Below are 18184 nucleotides of genomic sequence, written 5' to 3' on the forward strand. Positions count from 1 at the left end.
AAGAAAACCAAATGAGTGGGTCACAAATTCAAAATTAACAAATGAGTCGCCGCCCCTAATGATACCGGCACGGTTAACGGGAGGGATGACTATGGCAGGACTGGATAAGCGCGTTGGCAGCTATGCGCAGGCGCTGGATGGGCTGACGGACGGAATGACCTTGCTGGCGGGCGGCTTCGGCCTGTGCGGCATTCCGGAGAACCTGATTGCGGAGGTCCGACGCCGTCAGGTGAGAGATTTGACCGTGGTGTCAAACAACTGCGGCGTGGACGGTTTCGGTCTGGGGATACTGCTCGAAACGCGGCAGGTTCGCAAAGTGGTGGCCTCTTACGTCGGCGAGAACGCGCTGTTTGAGCAGCAGGTGCTGAGCGGCGAGCTGGAGATTGAGCTCACCCCGCAGGGCACGCTGGCGGAAAAGGTGCGCGCGGGCGGGGCCGGTATTCCGGCGTTTTACACGGCCACCGGCTACGGCACGCCCGTGGCGGCCGGCAAGGACGTGCGCCAGTTTGCGGGCAAGCACTGCATCCTCGAGGAGGCGATCGTCGGCGATTTCGCGCTGATCAAGGGCTGGAAAGCGGACTGGTACGGCAACGTCATCTATCGCCATACCGCGCAAAACTTTAATCCGCTGATGGCAACGGCGGGCCGGATCACGGTGGTGGAGGTGGAAGAGATTGTTCCGCCGGGTGAACTGCCGCCGTCGGCCATTCACACTCCGGGAATTTACGTCGACAGGCTGATTGTCGGCCAGTTTGAAAAACGCATTGAGCAGCGCACCCTGCGCGCGCAAGGAGTGTGACGATGTTAACCCGTGAACAGATGGCCATGCGCGTCGCCCGCGAGTTGCGCGACGGTTATTACGTCAACCTGGGGATCGGCATCCCTACCCTGGTGGCGAACTACATCCCGGACGGGATGGACGTGATGCTTCAGTCGGAAAACGGCCTGCTGGGGATGGGGGCTTTTCCTGACGAGCAGAGCCTCGACGCCGACATGATCAACGCCGGTAAACAGACCGTGACCGCGCGGATCGGCGCAGCCATTTTCGACTCGGCCCAGTCGTTTGCCATGATCCGCGGCGGCCATGTGGACCTGACCGTGCTGGGCGCGTTTGAAGTGGACGTGGAGGGCAACATCGCCTCGTGGATGATTCCCGGAAAGATGGTGAAGGGCATGGGCGGCGCGATGGATCTCGTTGCCGGGGCGCAGAACATCATCGTGGTGATGACCCACGCCTCAAAGAGCGGTGAGTCGAAGCTGCTGCCGCGCTGCACGCTGCCGCTCACGGGCGCGGGCTGTATCCGTCGGGTCCTGACCGATCTCGCGCTGCTGGAAATCCAGGACGGCGCGTTCATCCTGCGGGAATACGCCCCGGGCGTCAGTACTGACGAGATCGTGCGTAAAACGGCAGGGAAAATCATTGTGGCGGACGACGTGCGCGAGATGCGCTTCAACTGAGGGGTCAGCATGAACAAGGTCATGATTGTCGGGGCAACGCGAACCCCCATCGGCAGTTTTCGCGGATCGCTCTCGCCCCTTTCTGCGGTTGAGCTTGGGGCCGTCACGGTACGGCGCCTGCTGGAGAACAGCGGTCTCAGCGCAGAGCAGGTAGACGAACTGATTTTCGGACAGGTGCTGACGGCCGGATGCGGGCAAAACCCCGCCCGCCAGACGGCCATCGGCGCCGGATTGCCCGTCAGCACGCCGGCGACCACCGTCAACCTGGTGTGTGGCGCGGGCTTAAAAGCGGTGCAGCTCGCCGCCCAGGCGATCCGCTGCGGCGACGCGGAGGTGGTTATCGCCGGCGGTCAGGAGAGCATGAGCAACGCCCCGTATCTGCTTGACGGCGCGCGTGCCGGGCTGCGTTTCGGGCATGCGGGCCTCAAGGACAGCATGATTACCGACGGCCTGTGGGACGCATTCAACGATTACCACATGGGGATCACCGCTGAAAACGTCGCCCGTGAGTATGGCATTACCCGCGAGCAGCAGGACGCCTTCGCCGCCCGCTCGCAGCAAAAAGCGGCCTCCGCCATCGAAGCGGGTCGCTTTGACGCCGAGATAGCGCCGGTGACGGTGAAACAGGGTAAAAAGCCGCCGCTGGTTATCAGCCGTGACGAACAGCCCCGACCGGGCACCGCCGCAGAGCAGCTTGCGCAGCTGCGCCCCGCCTTTTTGCACGAGGAAGGTACCGTCACGGCGGGGAATGCCTCCGCGCTTAACGACGGTGCCGCCGCGGTGCTGCTGATGAGTGAGGAAAAGGCGCGGGAGAGCGGATTGCCTGTTCTTGGCCGCATCGTGAGTTACGCCGTGACGGGCGTTGACCCGTCGGTGATGGGCATGGGCCCGGTCAGCGCCTGCCGGACGGCGCTGGCGCGAGCGGGCTGGACGCTCGACGAGGTGGACCTCATTGAAGCCAATGAAGCCTTTGCCGCCCAGGCGCTGGCGGTGGGCCAGCAGCTCGGCTGGGACGAGCGCAAGGTCAACGTTAACGGCGGCGCCATCGCCCTGGGCCATCCGATTGGGGCTTCCGGCTGCCGCATCCTCGTGACCCTGCTGTACGAAATGCAGCGCCGTGACGTAAAAAAAGGGCTCGTCACCCTGTGCGTAGGCGGCGGACAAGGCATTGCCCTGACCGTCGCGCGTTAAACCTCTCGTTGGTACCCGAATAATAATTAAAGTGAGGAGTCGTAATGAGTGTGTTAATAGCCCTGGCGGCGCTGGCACTGCTGATGCTGGCGGCCTACCGCGGATACAGCGTTATTTTGTTTGCGCCGATCGCAGCGCTCGGTGCCGTGCTGCTGACCGATCCGGGTGCCGTCGGCCCGACGTTTACCGGCCTGTTTATGGAAAAGATGGTGGGCTTCGTCAAGCTCTACTTCCCGGTGTTCCTGCTGGGTGCGGTGTTTGGCAAGCTGATTGAGCTTTCCGGTTTTTCACGCTCCATCGTCGCCGCCGCGATCCAGATCCTCGGGCGTCGGCACGCCATCCCGGTGATTGTCCTGGTGTGTGCGCTGTTAACCTACGGCGGCGTTTCGCTGTTCGTGGTGGCGTTTGCGGTGTACCCGTTTGCCGCCGAGCTGTTTCGCCAGAGCGGCATCCCTAAGCGGCTGATCCCGGCCACCGTGGCGCTGGGGGCATTCTCGTTTACCATGGACGCCCTGCCCGGCACGCCGCAGATCCAGAATATCATCCCCACCAGCTTCTTCGGCACGAACGCCTGGGCGGCCCCGTGGCTGGGGCTTATCGGCTCTCTGTTTATTATCGTCTTTGGCCTGCTCTGGCTGGAGCGCCAGCGTCGGAAGGCGCTCAATAACAATGAAGGTTACGGCACGGATCTGAAAAATGAACCCGAGACGCCGGATAATATTAATCTCCCGCATCCGCTGATTGCTATCTCCCCGCTGCTGGTGGTAGGCATACTGAACCTGCTGTTTACCCGCTGGATCCCCGGCTGGTACGGCGTGAGTCACGAATTAACCCTGCCCGGCCTGGCGAAACCGATTGTGACCGAGGTGGGCAAGATCACCGCCATCTGGGCCGTGGAGGCGGCGCTGATCGCCGGTATCGTGCTGGTGATGATTTTTGGCTTTCGCAATATCCGGGGGCGTCTGGCCGAAGGCAGCCGGACGGCGGTGAGCGGAGCCATTCTGGCGGCGATGAATACCGCCTCGGAATACGGTTTCGGCGCGGTTATCGCGGCGCTGCCTGGGTTCCTGGTGTTATCCAAAGCGCTGGCGGCCATTCCGAATCCGCTGCTGAACGAGGCCATCAGCGTGACCGTCCTCGCGGGGATCACCGGTTCGGCTTCCGGCGGAATGAGCATCGCCCTTGCGGCGATGGCCGATACCTTTGTTGCTGCCGCCCATGCGGCCAATATTCCGCTTGAGGTGCTGCACCGCGTGGCCTCGATGGCGAGCGGCGGGATGGATACCCTTCCCCATAACGGCGCGGTGATTACCCTGCTGGCTATCACCGGCCTGAGCCATCGCCAGGCCTACGGCGGCATTTTCGCTATCACCATCATTAAAAGTCTGGCAGTGCTTTTTGTCATTGCCGTGTTCTATCTGACCGGCATTGTGTAAGGAGAGAAATATGAATCTGAACGGTAAAACCGCCCTGGTAACCGGCTCGACCAGTGGCATTGGCCTGGGGATCGCCCGCGTGCTGGCGAAGGCGGGCGCGCAGCTGATCCTCAACGGCTTCGGCGACAGCGCATCGGCACGGGAAGAGATTGCGCAACTGGGCAAAAAGCCGGGCTATCACGATGCGGATCTGCGGGACGTATTGCAGATTGAGGCCATGATGCGCTTCGCCCAATCGCAGTTTGGCGGCGTGGATATTCTTGTGAACAACGCAGGGATCCAGCACGTGGCCCCGGTTGACGCCTTTCCGGTGGAGAAATGGAACGACATTATCGCCATTAACCTTTCCGCGGTGTTTCACACCAGCCGGCTGGCGCTGCCGGCCATGCGGGAGAAAAACTGGGGGCGCGTCATCAATATCGCCTCCGTTCACGGGCTGGTCGCGTCGAAAGAGAAATCGGCCTACGTTGCGGCCAAGCACGGCGTGGTGGGCTTTACCAAATCCCTGGCGCTGGAAACCGCCCGCACGGGGATTACCGCCAATACTATTTGCCCCGGCTGGGTACTGACCCCGCTGGTGCAGCAGCAAATCGACAAGCGTATCGCGGATGGCGTACCGCCGGAGCAGGCCCGCGAACAGCTACTGGCGGAGAAACAGCCTTCAGGGGAGTTTGTTACCCCGGAACAGCTGGGCGAGCTGGCGCTGTTTTTGTGCAGCGACGGCGCCGTGAACGTTCGCGGCGCCGCGTGGAATATGGATGGCGGCTGGGTTGCTCAGTGATGAACAGGCCGGGTAAGGCAACGCCGCCGCCCGGCCAACATCTCTAGCTTGAGCAGCTGACTTCCAGCCGCTTGCCCCAGTCGGGCGGGCGGCTGACGTAGTCATCATCCCGGTCGGCAAACGGCGTGCGCAACGCCAGATGCAGCCGGTGTAACTCGTCGTACTCACCCTGCTCTGCCTGCTCAATCGCCCGCTGCGCCAGCCAGTTGCGTAATACCATCGCGGGATTCGCTGCGTTCATCTGCGCCTGACGGGTAGCGTCGTCTACCTGCTCCTGCTGCAGCCGCGTGCGGTACTGTGCAAACCAGTCGTCAAACGCCTGACGGTCAATAAACTCGTCGCGCAGCGGCGAGGCGGCGCTATGCTGCTCCGTCTGGCCCAGCATGCGGAAGGTGCGGGTGTAATCGCTTCCCTCACGCGCCATCAGGGCAAACAGGCCGTTGAGAATGTCATTGTCGCCCTTCTCCTGGGTCATCAGCCCCAGCTTGTTACGCATCAGCGTGCCGTACTCCCGCAGCAAAAGCTCCTGATAGCTGTCGAGCGCATCGTTCAGGGCATCAACGTCAATAAACGGCGATAAGGTCTGTGCAAGCCGCTGGAGATTCCACAGCCCAACCGCGGGCTGGTTGTCAAAGCTGTAACGCCCCTGATAGTCGGAATGGTTGCAGATATACCCCGGCTGATAATCGTCAAGGAAACCAAACGGACCGTAATCAAAGGTCAGGCCGAGAATCGACATGTTGTCCGTGTTCATGACCCCGTGAGCAAAGCCTACCGTTTGCCAGCGCGCAATCATCGTGGCGGTACGGGCAACCACGTCCCGGAACCAGAGAACGTATTTATCCGCCTCATCCTGCAGATGCGCCCAGTGGTGGCGAATGGCGAAGTCCGCGAGTTGGCGAACCTTGTCCGGCTCGCGGCGATAGTAAAAGTGCTCAAAATGACCAAAGCGCAGATGGCTTTGCGCAATGCGCACCAGCATTGCCCCCTTTTCCACCGTTTCGCGCGCCACCGGCGTGTCGCTGGTGACGATCGACAGCGCGCGGGTGGTGGGAATACCCAGCGCATGCATCGCTTCGGATGCCAGACTTTCGCGTATTGTTGACCGCAATACCGCGCGCCCGTCGCCCATGCGTGAGTAAGGGGTAAGGCCTGCGCCTTTCAGATGCCAGTCAACCGTCTCCCCGTTGGGAAGCCGTTGTTCGCCGAGCAGGATCCCCCTGCCGTCACCCAGCTGCCCCGCCCAGACGCCAAACTGGTGCCCGCTATAGACCTGAGCCAGAGGCTGCATGCCGGGGAGAAGCGTCTCGCCTCCCCAGACGCCAGCGCTCTCTGAACGCTGAAACAGATCGGGCGGAATGGCCAGCTCATCGGCCAGCCGATCGTTATGCCAGATAAGACGTGAATTATGTAACGGTGTTGGTTTGAGTGCGGTGTAAAAGCCAGGCAACTCGTCATGCCAGTGAGCAGTAAAAGACAGGGTCATAAGTCCTCCTGCTTTTAGTGTAGAGGGTTTACCCGGACTTAAACACGGGCGAAAGGCAGGGTTATCGCTGCTGAACGAGCGTCGTGACGTGCTCCGCCGAGACGGCTGGCCAGAGCGCGCCCTGCATGGCACCAAAATTGAAGGACAGGACGCGCTGCAGCAGGCCGTGGTCGTCAATGCCGGAAACAATCACCGACTGGCAGTGCGGGGTTATTTGCCAGAGGATCGCCCGCATAAAAGGCTCGAAAGAAAGCTCAGAAGCGCGCTGCTGGATGAATCCTTTATCAAGAATAACCCGTTTAAATAATCCATCATAGACGGCCTTGAGCGATGCCGCACCGGCACCAAAGTTTGCCAGCACCAGCGGAAAATGGATTGCCATTCTTGCCAGTTGCAGATCGTCCTTTCCGTTATTTAAACCTGGATAGTTCTCATTAACAGTAAACTCAAGAAACGGATAACGCTCAAGAATTGAAACAGCATTCCCATTACTTAATAAAAACTCAACAATTGCTGGTGTAATATTGATCCATGCAATTAACTGATGCTGAATAAAAAACAGTTTACAGGTATCAAGCAATTGCAGTTTTTCGTTAAACAGCGCTAACTCCTCTGCCGCTGAAAGCCGAGGGATAACGAGCTCGGTGGGGATCCTCACATCGGTGCCGACGCCAGTAAAGTTAACCAGTATTTCTAAACCTTTTAGCTCGCCTGCGCTATTACGGGCAGGCAGAAGCATCAGTTCAGACTGGTAAGCATTATCTAGCGTAATAATCATTGCACTCGCCCCGCATTAAAGATGAGAGAGGACATCCTGGAGCAATTGCTGACACAATTCCACTGTCTTGATTTTAATAAGTTTAATTTCATTAGTTCCGTATTAATTTTCAGATTTATCCCTGAATCTAAAATAATCTTATCCTGGTTACTGAATAATAGCCAGTTTTAGATAAAACAGACACATAAGGATGTTGCTAATTTAGGTAAATTTAACTTTAATCAGCTTATTTGAGAAAAACGGCATGGCTTAATAGTTACCATGCCGACATAAGAATCGTGTACGGGCAGTCTAAATACGTCGCGCCTGCCAGAAATTTTTACGCCAGTACACGTTATCAAGAGAAGAGCGCATCACGCCGCGGCTGGTAGAGGCGTGAATAAACTGGTTGTCTGTATCATATATCCCAACATGGAGGCCGCTTTCTCCCGAGCCGGTTTTGAAAAAGACCAGGTCACCGGGCAGGAGATCGTCTTTATCAATTTCAGTGCCTATTTCCGCCTGTTTGCGCGTGTCTCGCGGAAGCTGTAAATCAAACTTGTCACGAAACGTCATCAGCACAAAGCCTGAGCAGTCCACCCCGCCGCGGCTCATGCCGCCGTAGCGATAAGGCGTGCCGCGCCAGTTGCTCAGCTGATCGTTAAGGCTGGCAATGACGGTGATAGAATCTGATAGCCGCGGATTAGGCGGCGGTGCACGATGGCTGCTGCATCCAGCAAGAAAGAGTGCCGCCACGAGGAGAAACCAGAATCGCATTTTCAGACGAATCCTCTGCTTTTATTGTTCTTTCGGTAATTTAGCGTGCAATTGTGTCAACAGGCAAGAAACGGTTACTCCAGCCCGGTAGAAATCAGCATCTTATGCCCCTCTATATCCAGCCTGCGGAACGACATGTTGTAGGCGCGGGCGAGATTGGGCGGCGTAAGGACCCGATCCCGCGTACCGCTGGCGACCATCCTGCCGCGCGACAGGAGCCACACGCGATGGGCGTGACGTAACGTATGGTTAAGATCGTGGCTGCTCATCACTATGGCAATACCTTGCCTGCTCAGCGCGCTTAGCAGGCTATCCAGCGCCGCCTGCTGGGCAACATCCAGACCGCTCATCGGTTCATCCAGCAGCAGCATCCTCCCGTGAGGATTGGCCACGGGATGGATCTGCAGAATGACCGCCGCCAGACGCACCCGCTGCCATTCCCCCCCGGAAAGCTGGCTGGCATGCCGGGAGAGTTTATCTTCCAGCCCTAACGCCGCAGCCACCTCCTCCAGCAGTGCCGTATGCTGTTTGTCGTGCAGATGCAGCATCAGATAATGCCAGACCGGCATCGCAAAAGGCGGTACCTGCTGCTGCACCAGGTAGCTGCGCCGATGTGCCAGCGAGGCGGGTGACCAGTCGACCAAAGCCTGTTCCAGCAGCGTAATCTGCCCTGGCCCGGTGGTCAGCCCCGCCATCCGCGCCAGCAGCGTGCTTTTACCCGCGCCGTTTGGCCCGACGAGATGCAGGATTTCCCCCGAATTGATGTCGCAGGTTATCGGCTCCAGACGCCCCTTCTCGGCGACGTCCGTGAGCTGCATCAGCAGCGACATTATTTCGCCAGCGCCAGCTTAATAGATTCCATGACGATCGGATCCTCAGGCGTCATATCCGGCGAAAAACGCTGAACGACCTGGCCGTCACGACCAATCAGGAATTTTTCGAAGTTCCACAGAATGTCGTCCGGATAGAGCGGCGCGCGGCCTTTGCTGGCCATACGCTCGTAAAAACCGCTCTCTTCCGGCGCAACGGCCTTCGGCGCGGCAGCAATCAGCTTCGCATACAGCGGATGGCGGTCTTCACCGTTGACGTCGATTTTGCTGAACATCGGGAACGTCACGCCATAGGTGGTGCTGCAGAAGGTTTTGATCTCTTCTTCGCTGCCCGGCTCCTGGCCCAGGAACTGGTTGCATGGGAAGCCCAGCACGGTAAAACCGTCTTTCTCCCAAGCCTTATGAATATTCTCCAGCTGCTCGTACTGCGGCGTCAGGCCGCATTTCGATGCCACGTTGACGATGAGCAACACCTTGCCTTTGTAGCCTTCCAGCGTGGTGTTATCCCCATCAATGGTGGTCACTTCGGTATTCAGGATATCTGACTGCATAGCATTTCCTCAGGTTATCGATTTAACGTCCAGCTTTTAATAGTAGCCAGATAAAGACTGGCGCGCCCAGCGTAGCGGTCACCACGCCAACAGGCAATTCTGCGGCCGTCAGGGCAAGACGGGCGATGATGTCGGCCACCAGCAGCGTGGCTGCCCCGGCAACCGCCGAGGCCGGAAGCAAGGTCCGATGATCCGTGAAGCCGCACAGACGCAGCATGTGCGGAATGACCAGCCCGATAAAGCCAATCGCCCCCGCCAGGGCCACGCTGACGCCCACCAGCCAGCCAATGGTAATAACCAATACGTTACGCCAGAAACCAATCGGCATGCCGAGCTGGCGGGCAGAGATTTCCCCCAGCGCGAGCCGGTTCAGCGGCTGGGCCTGCAGCGCAGCCCACGCGATGACTGGCACCAGCAGCGCCATTAGCCAGCCCTGCTGCCAGTCAACGCCGCCAAAGCCGCCCATCATCCAGTACATGAGCTGGCGCAGGTCAAAGGAGGTCGAGAAGTAGACCGCCCAGGTCATCAGCGCGCTACAGATGATCCCCAGCGCGACGCCGGCAAGCAGCAGCCGGCTGGTCGACAGGTGCCGTCTGGCGAAGCGAAGAAGAATGACGGTGATCAGCAGTGCGCCGAGAATGGCGCTCAGGCTAATACTCCAGCCGGAGAGTTCTCCCCCGCCCAGCATCACCGCCGCAATCAGCCCGACGCCTGCACCGTTCGACACCCCGAGCAGGCCGGGCTCCGCCAGCGGGTTTTCGAACAGCGCCTGCATAATGGTGCCAGACAGCGCCAGCGCGGCGCCGACCAGGATCACCGCAACGGTGCGCGGCAGGCGAATTTGCCAGACGAAGAGTTGCCCGTCAGGCCCCAGCCAGCGTTCAGGCCCGATCCAGCTGTCGCCCGCGCAGAGGCTGATACCCGCGGCGAGAATAAGCAGCAGCACCAGCAGAAGCAGGCGACGCCGGTCGGAACGGTGCTGGCGATGAGCATAATCAAGCATGTGTACGGTTTGTTAGCGAGTGATGTAATTGATTTTACGGCGGGTTTGCCGGAGAGCGCAAAGAAAAAAGGCCGCGTGTGCGGCCTTTTTGGTTAGTTCATATTACTCTGCTTTAGGCGTTGCGTTTTCGACGCGGCTCTTTAACTTCTGGCCGGGTCTGAAGGTCACCACGCGGCGGGCTGTAATGGGAATATCTTCCCCCGTCTTCGGGTTACGGCCCGGACGTTGGTTTTTGTCTCGCAAATCAAAATTGCCAAAACCGGAGAGTTTTACCTGCTCACCATTTTCCAGAGCACGACGGATCTCTTCGAAAAACAGCTCTACCAGCTCTTTGGCATCCCGTTTGCTAAGCCCAAGCTTATCAAACAGATATTCTGACATTTCAGCTTTTGTAAGCGCCATAGGTTCAATCCCTCAATGATGCCTGGAATCGCTCTTTTAATGCCTCTACACATTTGGCGACGGTAGCGGCAATCTCCTCTTCTTCGAGTGTACGGCTGGTATCCTGAAGGATAAGGCTGATAGCGAGGCTCTTGAAACCTTCTGCTACGCCCTTGCCGCGGTACACGTCAAATAAGTTTACGCCAACTACCTGATTTACGCCAACTTTCTTACATTCGGCCAAAATATCTGCTGCAGGCACGTTTTCAGCGACCACAACCGCGATATCACGGCGGTTCGCCGGGAAGCGGGAGACGTCCTGCGCCTGAGGAATGACGCGGTCTGCAACCGGGCTCCACTCCAGCTCGAACACGATGGTACGGCCGTTCAGGTCCAGCTTACGCTCCAGCTCAGGGTGAACAACCCCAATGAAACCAACGCGTTTGCCGTCTAAATAAATCGCCGCGCTCTGGCCCGGATGAAGCGCAGGAATCGCTTCCGCGCGGAATTCAATTTCAGATAATTTACCGGTCAGATCCAGAATCGCTTCCAGATCGCCCTTCATTTCGTAGAAATCAACCGTGCCTTTTGCCAGGTCCCAGTGCTCTTCGTAGCGGTTACCGCTGATGGCGCCAGCCAGCATGAGATCCTGACGGATGCCTAAATTTGCCTGATTATCCGGCACAAAGCGCAAACCGCTTTCGAAAATGCGCACGCGGTTTTGCTGGCGGTTCTGGTTGTAAACGATAGTCCCCAGCAGGCCCGTCCACAGGGAGAGACGCATCGCGGACATTTCGCTGGAGATTGGGCTTGGCAGGATCAGCGCTTCCTGACCCGGGTGGATCAGCTGCTGCAGCTTAGGATCAACGAAGCTGTAAGTGATCACTTCCTGGTAGCCTTTGTCGTTCAGCATGGTTTTCACACGCTTCAGGGACAGGTCGGCTTCACGGTGGGTGCCCATAACCAGACCCGCCTGCACTGGCTCGTCAGGGATGTTGTTGTAGCCGTAGACGCGGGCCACTTCTTCCACCAGATCTTCTTCGATCTCCATGTCGAAACGCCAGGATGGCGCAACGGCTTTCCACTCGTCCTGGCCTTCGGTCACTTCGCAGCCCAGGCGCGTCAGGATGTCGGTCACCTGCGCATCCGGAACGTGGTGGCCAATCAGGCGATCCAGCTTGCTGCGGCGCAGGGTGATGGTGGCGCGCTTCGGCAGGGTCGCTTCGTTGGTGACGTCGATAACCGGGCCCGCTTCGCCGCCGCAGATGTCGATCAGCAGGCGGGTTGCACGCTCCATCGCTTTGTACTGCAGCGCCGGGTCAACGCCGCGCTCGTAGCGGTGAGACGCGTCGGTGTGCAGGCCGTGACGGCGCGCGCGGCCGGTGATGGAGAGCGGGCTGAAGAACGCACATTCCAGCAGGACGTTTTGCGTTTCGTCGTTGACGCCAGAGTGTTCGCCGCCAAAGATACCGCCCATCGCCAGCGCTTTGCTGTGGTCAGCAATCACCAGGGTGTCGGCGTTCAGTTTGGCTTCAGTGCCGTCCAGCAGCACCAGGGTTTCCCCCTCTTTCGCCATGCGCACAACGATGCCGCCGTCGATACGATCTTTATCGAACGCGTGCATCGGCTGGCCCAGCTCCAGCAGAACGTAGTTGGTCACATCAACCACGGCGTCGATTGAGCGGATACCGCAGCGGCGCAGCTTCTCTTTCATCCACAGCGGGGTTGGCGCTTTAACGTTGATGCCTTTTACCACGCGACCGAGGTAGCGCGGGCAGGCGTCCGCAGCGTCAACCTGAATCGGCAGCACGTCACTGATGGTCGCTTCAACCGGCGCAATTTCCGGCGCGTTGAGTTCGGTCTGGTTCAGCACGGCCACGTCGCGCGCCACGCCGATAATGCCTAAGCAGTCGGCACGGTTTGGCGTAACGCTGATTTCGATGGTGTTGTCATCGAGCTTCAGGTATTCACGGATATCGGTGCCGATCGGCGCATCCAGCGGCAGCTCAATGATGCCGCTGTGATCGTCGGAAATACCCAGCTCGGAGAAGGAGCACAGCATGCCTTCAGACGGCTCGCCGCGCAGCTTGGCCGCTTTAATTTTGAAATCTCCCGGCAGCACGGCACCGACGGTCGCCACGGCCACCTTCAGGCCCTGACGGCAGTTTGGCGCGCCGCAGACGATGTCCAGCAGGCGGTCACCGCCAACGTTCACTTTTGTCACGCGCAGTTTGTCAGCATTAGGGTGCTGGCCGCACTCCACCACTTCACCCACCACGACGCCGTTGAAGGCACCTGAAACCGGCTCAACGCCGTCAACTTCCAGGCCCGCCATGGTGATCTGGTTGGAAAGCGCTTCGCTGTGCAGCGTGGTGTTCACCCACTCGCGTAACCACAGTTCACTGAATTTCATTGTTCTGTCCTGCCCTTATTTAAACTGTTTGAGGAAACGCAGATCGTTTTCGAAGAATGCACGTAAGTCGGTCACGCCGTAGCGCAGCATGGTCAGACGCTCCATGCCCATGCCGAACGCAAAGCCGGAGTAAACTTCCGGATCGATACCCACGTTGCGCAGTACGTTTGGATGCACCATGCCGCAGCCCAGCACTTCCAGCCATTTGCCGTTTTTACCCATCACGTCAACTTCCGCAGACGGTTCAGTGAACGGGAAGTAGGACGGGCGGAAACGAACCTGCAAATCTTCCTCAAAGAAGTTGTTCAGGAAATCGTGCAGCGTGCCCTTCAGGTTGGTGAAGCTGATGTTTTTATCAACAATCAGCCCTTCCATCTGGTGGAACATTGGGGTGTGGGTCTGATCGTAGTCGTTACGATAGACGCGGCCCGGCGCGATGATGCGGATTGGCGGTTCCTGTTCCTTCATGGTACGGATCTGAACGCCAGAGGTCTGGGTACGCAGCAGACGCGTCGCGTCAAACCAGAAAGTGTCGTGGTCAGCGCGTGCCGGATGATGGCCTGGAATGTTCAGGGCGTCGAAGTTGTGGTAATCATCTTCGATTTCCGGGCCAGTCGCCACGGTAAAGCCGAGCTCACCGAAGAAACTTTCAATACGATCGATAGTACGGGTAACCGGATGCAGACCGCCGTTTTCGATACGGCGACCCGGCAGAGAAACGTCGATGGTTTCTGCCGCCAGACGCGCATTCAGTACCGCGCTCTCCAGCTCGGCCTTACGTGCGTTCAGCGCCTGCTGAACCTGCTCTTTGGCTTCGTTAATCACCGCACCCGCTGCCGGGCGTTCTTCTGGCGGCAGTTCACGCAGGGTTGTCATTTGAAGGGTCAGGTGCCCTTTCTTCCCAAGATATTCGACGCGGACATTGTCTAACGCGGCAACATCTGAGGCCTGATTAATGGCGGCTGTTGCACTGGCAACCAGCTCTGCGAGATGTGACATGATTTTCCTCATTATGTCGGTGCAGACACCGATTTGGTGGAGTTATTCTCTCAAATTCAGGCACAAAAAAAGCCTCCATCGGGAGGCTTATCTGGCGCTGTTTTTCGTTTCATCTTTCACGCGCTAGCCTCCTGGAGTCAGGTGCTAAAGTAAAAGAAGAAGCGGAAAATAGCAGCATTCATGCTTGCGTTACCTTGTCTGGTAAAAACCGTTAAGACCTTATTGAAAAGCCTGCACGGGTAAAAGTCAATGTTCTGATGACGTTAAAACAAAAGAGGGAGCAAAGCTCCCTCTCTCAACTGGCTTATGCCAGTGCTGCTTTCGCTTTTTCGACCAGAGCGGTGAACGCTACTTTGTCGAATACTGCGATGTCAGCCAGGATCTTACGGTCGATTTCAACAGAGGCTTTTTTCAGGCCGTTGATGAATTTGCTGTAAGAAATACCGTTCTGACGTGCTGCTGCGTTGATACGCGCAATCCACAGTTGACGGAACTGACGCTTACGCTGACGACGGTCACGGTAAGCGTACTGACCAGCTTTGATAACAGCCTGGAAGGCAACGCGGTATACGCGTGAACGCGCACCGTAGTAGCCTTTAGCTTGTTTCAAAATTTTCTTGTGACGTGCACGTGCAATTACACCACGTTTTACGCGAGCCATATGTGCTCTCCTGTATCTATATTCTTAGTAAAAAATTAAACGTTAACGGCTTATGCGTACGGCAGGCACGCGATAACCAGACCCAGATCGCCTTTAGAAACAAGGCCTTTTGGACGCAGGTGACGTTTACGCTTAGTAGATTTTTTGGTCAGAATATGACGCAGGTTTGCGTGCTTACGCTTAAATCCACCACCACCGGTTTTTTTGAAGCGCTTAGCAGCACCGCGTACGGTCTTAATTTTTGGCATCTTAATAACTTCCACTTCGCATTGTTAAATAAACGAAACATAGGCGAACAAAACCTATGAAACCCGAAGGCTCCACAGATTTTGCTGCTTGAAGGCCTTACTGTTTCTTCTTAGGAGCGAGCACCATGATCATCTGGCGGCCTTCGATCTTCGTAGGGAAGGATTCGACTACTGCCAGTTCACTCAGATCGTCACGGACGCGGTTAAGCACTTCCATACCAATCTGTTGGTGGGCCATCTCACGACCGCGGAAACGCAGCGTGATCTTGGCCTTATCGCCATCTTCCAGAAAGCGAATCAGGCTGCGGAGTTTTACCTGATAATCGCCATCGTCGGTACCAGGACGGAATTTGATTTCCTTAACCTGGATAACTTTTTGCTTCTTCTTCTGTTCCTTAGAAGACTTACTCTTTTCATAAAGGAACTTGCCGTAGTCCATGATACGACAAACTGGCGGTTCGGCGTTAGGGCTGATTTCAACTAAATCTACTCCAGCTTCTTCAGCCTTTTCGATCGCTTCTCTCAGACTCACAATCCCCAGCTGCTCGCCTTCCAGACCTGTTAAGCGAACTTCCTGGGCGCGAATCTCGCCATTGATACGATTCGGACGTGCCGTTTGAACTCGTTTTCCGCCTTTAATACCTTATTCCTCCAGTTGTTGAAGACTGCGGCTGCGAATCTCTTGTTGCAGCTTCTCAATCACTTCACTTACGTCCAGGCTGCCCAGGTCTTTACCACGGCGGGTGCGAACGGCAACTTTGCCTGCTTCCACCTCTTTATCACCACAGACCAACATATACGGGACACGACGTAAAGTGTGCTCGCGGATTTTAAAGCCAATCTTCTCATTTCTCAAGTCTGCTTTTACGCGAATGCCCGCATTTTGTAGTTTCTGCGTCAATTCTTTAACGTAATCCGCCTGAGAATCGGTAATGTTCATCACCACGACCTGCACCGGCGCAAGCCAGGTTGGGAAGAAGCCCGCGAACTCTTCGGTCAGGATGCCAATGAAGCGCTCCAGAGAACCGAGAATGGCACGGTGAATCATGACCGGCACCTGACGCTCGTTGTCTTCGCCAACATAAGAGGCGCTTAAACGCTGCGGCAGGGAGAAGTCCAGCTGTACAGTACCGCACTGCCATGCGCGATCGAGGCAGTCATACAGGGTAAATTCAATTTTCGGACCGTAGAAGGCGCCCTCACCCAGCTGGTATTCGAACGGAATACCGTTCTCTTCCAGCGCTACGGCGAGATCCGCTTCTGCGCGATCCCAGGTCTCATCGCTACCGATACGTTTTTCCGGACGCGTTGAGAGTTTGACTACGATCTTCTCGAAGCCAAAGGTGCTGTACATATCGTAGACCATACGAATACAGGCGTTAACTTCGTCACGAACCTGATCTTCAGTACAGAAGATATGCGCATCATCCTGAGTAAAGCCACGAACGCGCATCAGACCGTGCAGCGCACCTGATGGCTCGTTACGGTGGCAGCTACCGAACTCCGCCATACGCAGCGGCAGGTCGCGGTAGGATTTCAGACCCTGGTTGAAGATCTGAACGTGGCCCGGGCAGTTCATTGGCTTAATGCAGTATTCACGGTTCTCAGACGAGGTGGTGAACATCGCATCTTTATAGTTGTCCCAGTGGCCGGTTTTTTCCCACAGCACACGGTCCATCATGAACGGGCCTTTCACTTCCTGATACTGGTACTCTTTCAGCTTGGAACGTACGAACGTTTCCAGTTCACGGAAGATAGTCCAGCCATCGTTATGCCAGAACACCATACCCGGCGCTTCTTCCTGCATGTGGTACAGGTCGAGCTGCTTACCGATTTTACGGTGGTCACGCTTCGCGGCCTCTTCCAGGCGCTGCAGGTACGCGTTCAGGGCTTTCTTATCCGCCCACGCGGTACCATAGATACGCTGCAACATCTTGTTGTTGCTGTCGCCACGCCAGTAGGCGCCGGCGATCTTCATCAGTTTGAAATGATGACAGAAGCGCATGTTCGGCACGTGCGGTCCACGGCACATGTCGACGTATTCTTCGTGATGATACAAGCCAGGCTTGTCATCATGAGCAATGTTTTCATCGAGAATAGAGACTTTATAGCTCTCGCCACGCTTGACGAAGGTTTCACGCGCTTCGTGCCAGCTGACTTTCTTCTTGATGACGTCATAGTTGGTTTCGGCGAGCTCGTGCATACGTTTTTCGAGCGCGTCGATATCTTCCTGGGTCAGGGTGTGGTCAAGATCAACGTCGTAGTAGAAACCGTTGTCGATAACCGGACCGATCGCCATTTTGGTGTTTGGCCACAGCTGCTTGATAGCATGACCCAACAGGTGCGCGCAGGAGTGACGAATGATCTCCAGACCTTCTTCGTCTTTCGCGGTGATGATCGCAAGCGTCGCATCGTTTTCAATCAGATCGGACGCATCAACCAGCTCACCGTTAACACGGCCGGCGATGGTCGCTTTCGCGAGGCCAGGACCGATGTCCAGGGCGACATCCATAGGGCTAACAGCGTGGTCGAAATGGCGTTGGCTGCCATCAGGAAGAGTAATTACAGGCATTTTATATCCTTATTTGCAGTGATGCCCCACACATAAGAGCATATACAAAGAAAATAATCGTGATTTGACAATAGATTACGACACCATCTGACCAACAATCGTCAAATTGGTTCGTCATCATGCACCTGCCGAATTCAGATTAATGCGGATTTACGGCAAGCGACGTAATGTTAACACTATCAGCAAGGAGATTGCACCCTCTGCAGCCAGATTGATGGGCTGGCACTTAGCGTGAATTTGCAGATTGCATCTCTCCGGCGCTCGCATTTCAGACATGCTGGGCTACTCTTGAACATGCCTTTTATATCAACAGGTGCATACCATGAATGTATCCAGTAGAACGGTTGTGATTTTAAACGTCCTTTCCGCAACAGGTTTATTGTTGATCCTCGCCGAACGATTCCACTGGTTCTGAGCCGAACCCTCGTTGGCATAACCCGATCGATCCCGGGAAGGCGCATCTTTTGGCCCCGTTTGATAGACTATGCGTATCAACGAACAAGGATTAGGTTATGCCAACAAAACGATTTGCCGTAAAACACTGGAAAATGGTGCTGGTGCTGGTTGCCATCTGCGGCGCAATGCTGTTATTTCGGTGGGCGGCAATGATTTGGGGCTAAGTACACATATTAGCAGTCCA

Annotated in this window: 21 protein-coding genes and 1 other annotated feature; of the genes, 7 read left to right on the forward strand and 14 right to left on the reverse strand. The window is 56.6% G+C overall.

All coding sequences use genetic code 11. The features are described 5' to 3' along the window. The first annotated feature begins 91 nt into the window (after positions 1–91). From OSH03_RS02980 to OSH03_RS03000, 5 genes are read left to right on the forward strand one after another with little or no spacing between them, the layout of a single operon-like run. Positions 92–799, forward strand: coding sequence for a CoA transferase subunit A (locus tag OSH03_RS02980; RefSeq protein WP_151413230.1), 708 nt, complete (start codon positions 92–94; stop codon positions 797–799). A gap of 2 nt (positions 800–801) precedes the next feature. Continuing rightward, positions 802–1458 (forward strand): CoA transferase subunit B, encoded by a 657-nt coding sequence (locus OSH03_RS02985; protein ID WP_266178237.1) that lies wholly within the window; start codon positions 802–804, stop codon positions 1456–1458. A gap of 9 nt (positions 1459–1467) precedes the next feature. Next, positions 1468–2649 carry an acetyl-CoA C-acetyltransferase gene (locus OSH03_RS02990; protein ID WP_266178238.1) on the forward strand — a complete coding sequence of 394 codons (1182 nt, stop codon included), beginning with the start codon at positions 1468–1470 and terminating at the stop codon, positions 2647–2649. 44 nt (positions 2650–2693) lie between these two features. Continuing rightward, positions 2694–4085: a GntP family permease gene (locus OSH03_RS02995; RefSeq protein WP_266178239.1), complete on the forward strand. Its 1392-nt coding sequence runs from the start codon at positions 2694–2696 to the stop codon at positions 4083–4085. A gap of 10 nt (positions 4086–4095) precedes the next feature. Next, complete coding sequence (locus OSH03_RS03000; protein ID WP_266178240.1) at positions 4096–4866, forward strand: 3-hydroxybutyrate dehydrogenase; 771 nt, start codon at positions 4096–4098, stop codon at positions 4864–4866. A gap of 43 nt (positions 4867–4909) precedes the next feature. On the opposite strand, the gene selO is transcribed toward OSH03_RS03000, so the two are convergent. The 14 genes from selO to thrS all read right to left on the reverse strand — a co-directional run bounded on the left by selO (position 4910) and on the right by thrS (position 17544). Beyond that, positions 4910–6352: a protein adenylyltransferase SelO gene (gene selO, locus OSH03_RS03005; RefSeq protein ID WP_266178241.1), complete on the reverse strand. Its 1443-nt coding sequence runs from the start codon at positions 6350–6352 to the stop codon at positions 4910–4912. Positions 6353–6413: 61 nt separating this feature from the next. Continuing rightward, positions 6414–7130: an EAL domain-containing protein gene (locus OSH03_RS03010; protein ID WP_028012821.1), complete on the reverse strand. Its 717-nt coding sequence runs from the start codon at positions 7128–7130 to the stop codon at positions 6414–6416. A gap of 291 nt (positions 7131–7421) precedes the next feature. Next, a complete protein-coding gene (locus tag OSH03_RS03015) occupies positions 7422–7886 on the reverse strand; it encodes an NlpC/P60 family protein (protein ID WP_061098488.1) in 465 nt (154 codons plus the stop codon). A 74-nt stretch (positions 7887–7960) separates the two neighbouring features. Continuing rightward, positions 7961–8716 carry a vitamin B12 ABC transporter ATP-binding protein BtuD gene (btuD, locus tag OSH03_RS03020; RefSeq protein WP_266178242.1) on the reverse strand — a complete coding sequence of 252 codons (756 nt, stop codon included), beginning with the start codon at positions 8714–8716 and terminating at the stop codon, positions 7961–7963. Beyond that, entirely contained in the window at positions 8716–9267 is a 552-nt protein-coding gene (locus OSH03_RS03025; protein ID WP_266178243.1) for a glutathione peroxidase, read from the reverse strand. The genes btuD and OSH03_RS03025 overlap by 1 nt, the downstream gene beginning before the upstream one ends. 22 nt (positions 9268–9289) lie before the next feature. Then, the gene (gene btuC, locus OSH03_RS03030) at positions 9290–10270 is read right to left on the reverse strand and encodes a vitamin B12 ABC transporter permease BtuC (protein ID WP_266178244.1); all 981 of its coding nucleotides are present in this window, start codon (positions 10268–10270) and stop codon (positions 9290–9292) included. 102 nt (positions 10271–10372) lie between these two features. Further along, positions 10373–10672, reverse strand: a complete 300-nt coding sequence (ihfA, locus tag OSH03_RS03035) for an integration host factor subunit alpha (protein WP_003857805.1) — start codon at positions 10670–10672, stop codon at positions 10373–10375. A gap of 4 nt (positions 10673–10676) precedes the next feature. Continuing rightward, complete coding sequence (gene pheT / locus OSH03_RS03040; protein ID WP_266178245.1) at positions 10677–13064, reverse strand: phenylalanine--tRNA ligase subunit beta; 2388 nt, start codon at positions 13062–13064, stop codon at positions 10677–10679. 15 nt (positions 13065–13079) lie between these two features. Next, positions 13080–14063 (reverse strand): phenylalanine--tRNA ligase subunit alpha, encoded by a 984-nt coding sequence (gene pheS, locus OSH03_RS03045; RefSeq protein ID WP_020884406.1) that lies wholly within the window; start codon positions 14061–14063, stop codon positions 13080–13082. A 62-nt stretch (positions 14064–14125) separates the two neighbouring features. After that, positions 14126–14250: a sequence feature (Phe leader region), on the reverse strand. Then, on the reverse strand, positions 14201–14245 hold the full coding sequence (gene pheM, locus OSH03_RS03050; protein ID WP_001386830.1) for a pheST operon leader peptide PheM: 45 nt from the start codon (positions 14243–14245) through the stop codon (positions 14201–14203). Its footprint overlaps the feature before it by 45 nt. A gap of 117 nt (positions 14251–14367) precedes the next feature. Then, positions 14368–14724 carry a 50S ribosomal protein L20 gene (gene rplT / locus OSH03_RS03055; RefSeq protein ID WP_000124850.1) on the reverse strand — a complete coding sequence of 119 codons (357 nt, stop codon included), beginning with the start codon at positions 14722–14724 and terminating at the stop codon, positions 14368–14370. Between the two features lie 50 nt (positions 14725–14774). Next, on the reverse strand, positions 14775–14972 hold the full coding sequence (gene rpmI, locus OSH03_RS03060) for a 50S ribosomal protein L35 (RefSeq protein WP_003030583.1): 198 nt from the start codon (positions 14970–14972) through the stop codon (positions 14775–14777). 97 nt (positions 14973–15069) lie between these two features. Continuing rightward, entirely contained in the window at positions 15070–15612 is a 543-nt protein-coding gene (infC, locus tag OSH03_RS03065; protein WP_023616141.1) for a translation initiation factor IF-3, read from the reverse strand. Positions 15613–15615: 3 nt separating this feature from the next. Further along, positions 15616–17544: a threonine--tRNA ligase gene (gene thrS / locus OSH03_RS03070; protein WP_028012814.1), complete on the reverse strand. Its 1929-nt coding sequence runs from the start codon at positions 17542–17544 to the stop codon at positions 15616–15618. Positions 17545–17866: 322 nt separating this feature from the next. Between thrS and yncL the strand changes: the two genes are divergently transcribed. Together yncL and yniD are read left to right on the forward strand one after the other, a co-directional pair. Next, entirely contained in the window at positions 17867–17959 is a 93-nt protein-coding gene (gene yncL / locus OSH03_RS03075) for a stress response membrane protein YncL (protein WP_071886547.1), read from the forward strand. A gap of 97 nt (positions 17960–18056) precedes the next feature. Next, complete coding sequence (gene yniD / locus OSH03_RS03080; protein ID WP_088205299.1) at positions 18057–18164, forward strand: small membrane protein YniD; 108 nt, start codon at positions 18057–18059, stop codon at positions 18162–18164. Positions 18165–18184: the final 20 nt, after the last annotated feature.

The sequence above is a fragment of the Enterobacter nematophilus genome (assembly GCF_026344075.1).
Classification (GTDB): domain Bacteria; phylum Pseudomonadota; class Gammaproteobacteria; order Enterobacterales; family Enterobacteriaceae; genus Enterobacter; species Enterobacter nematophilus.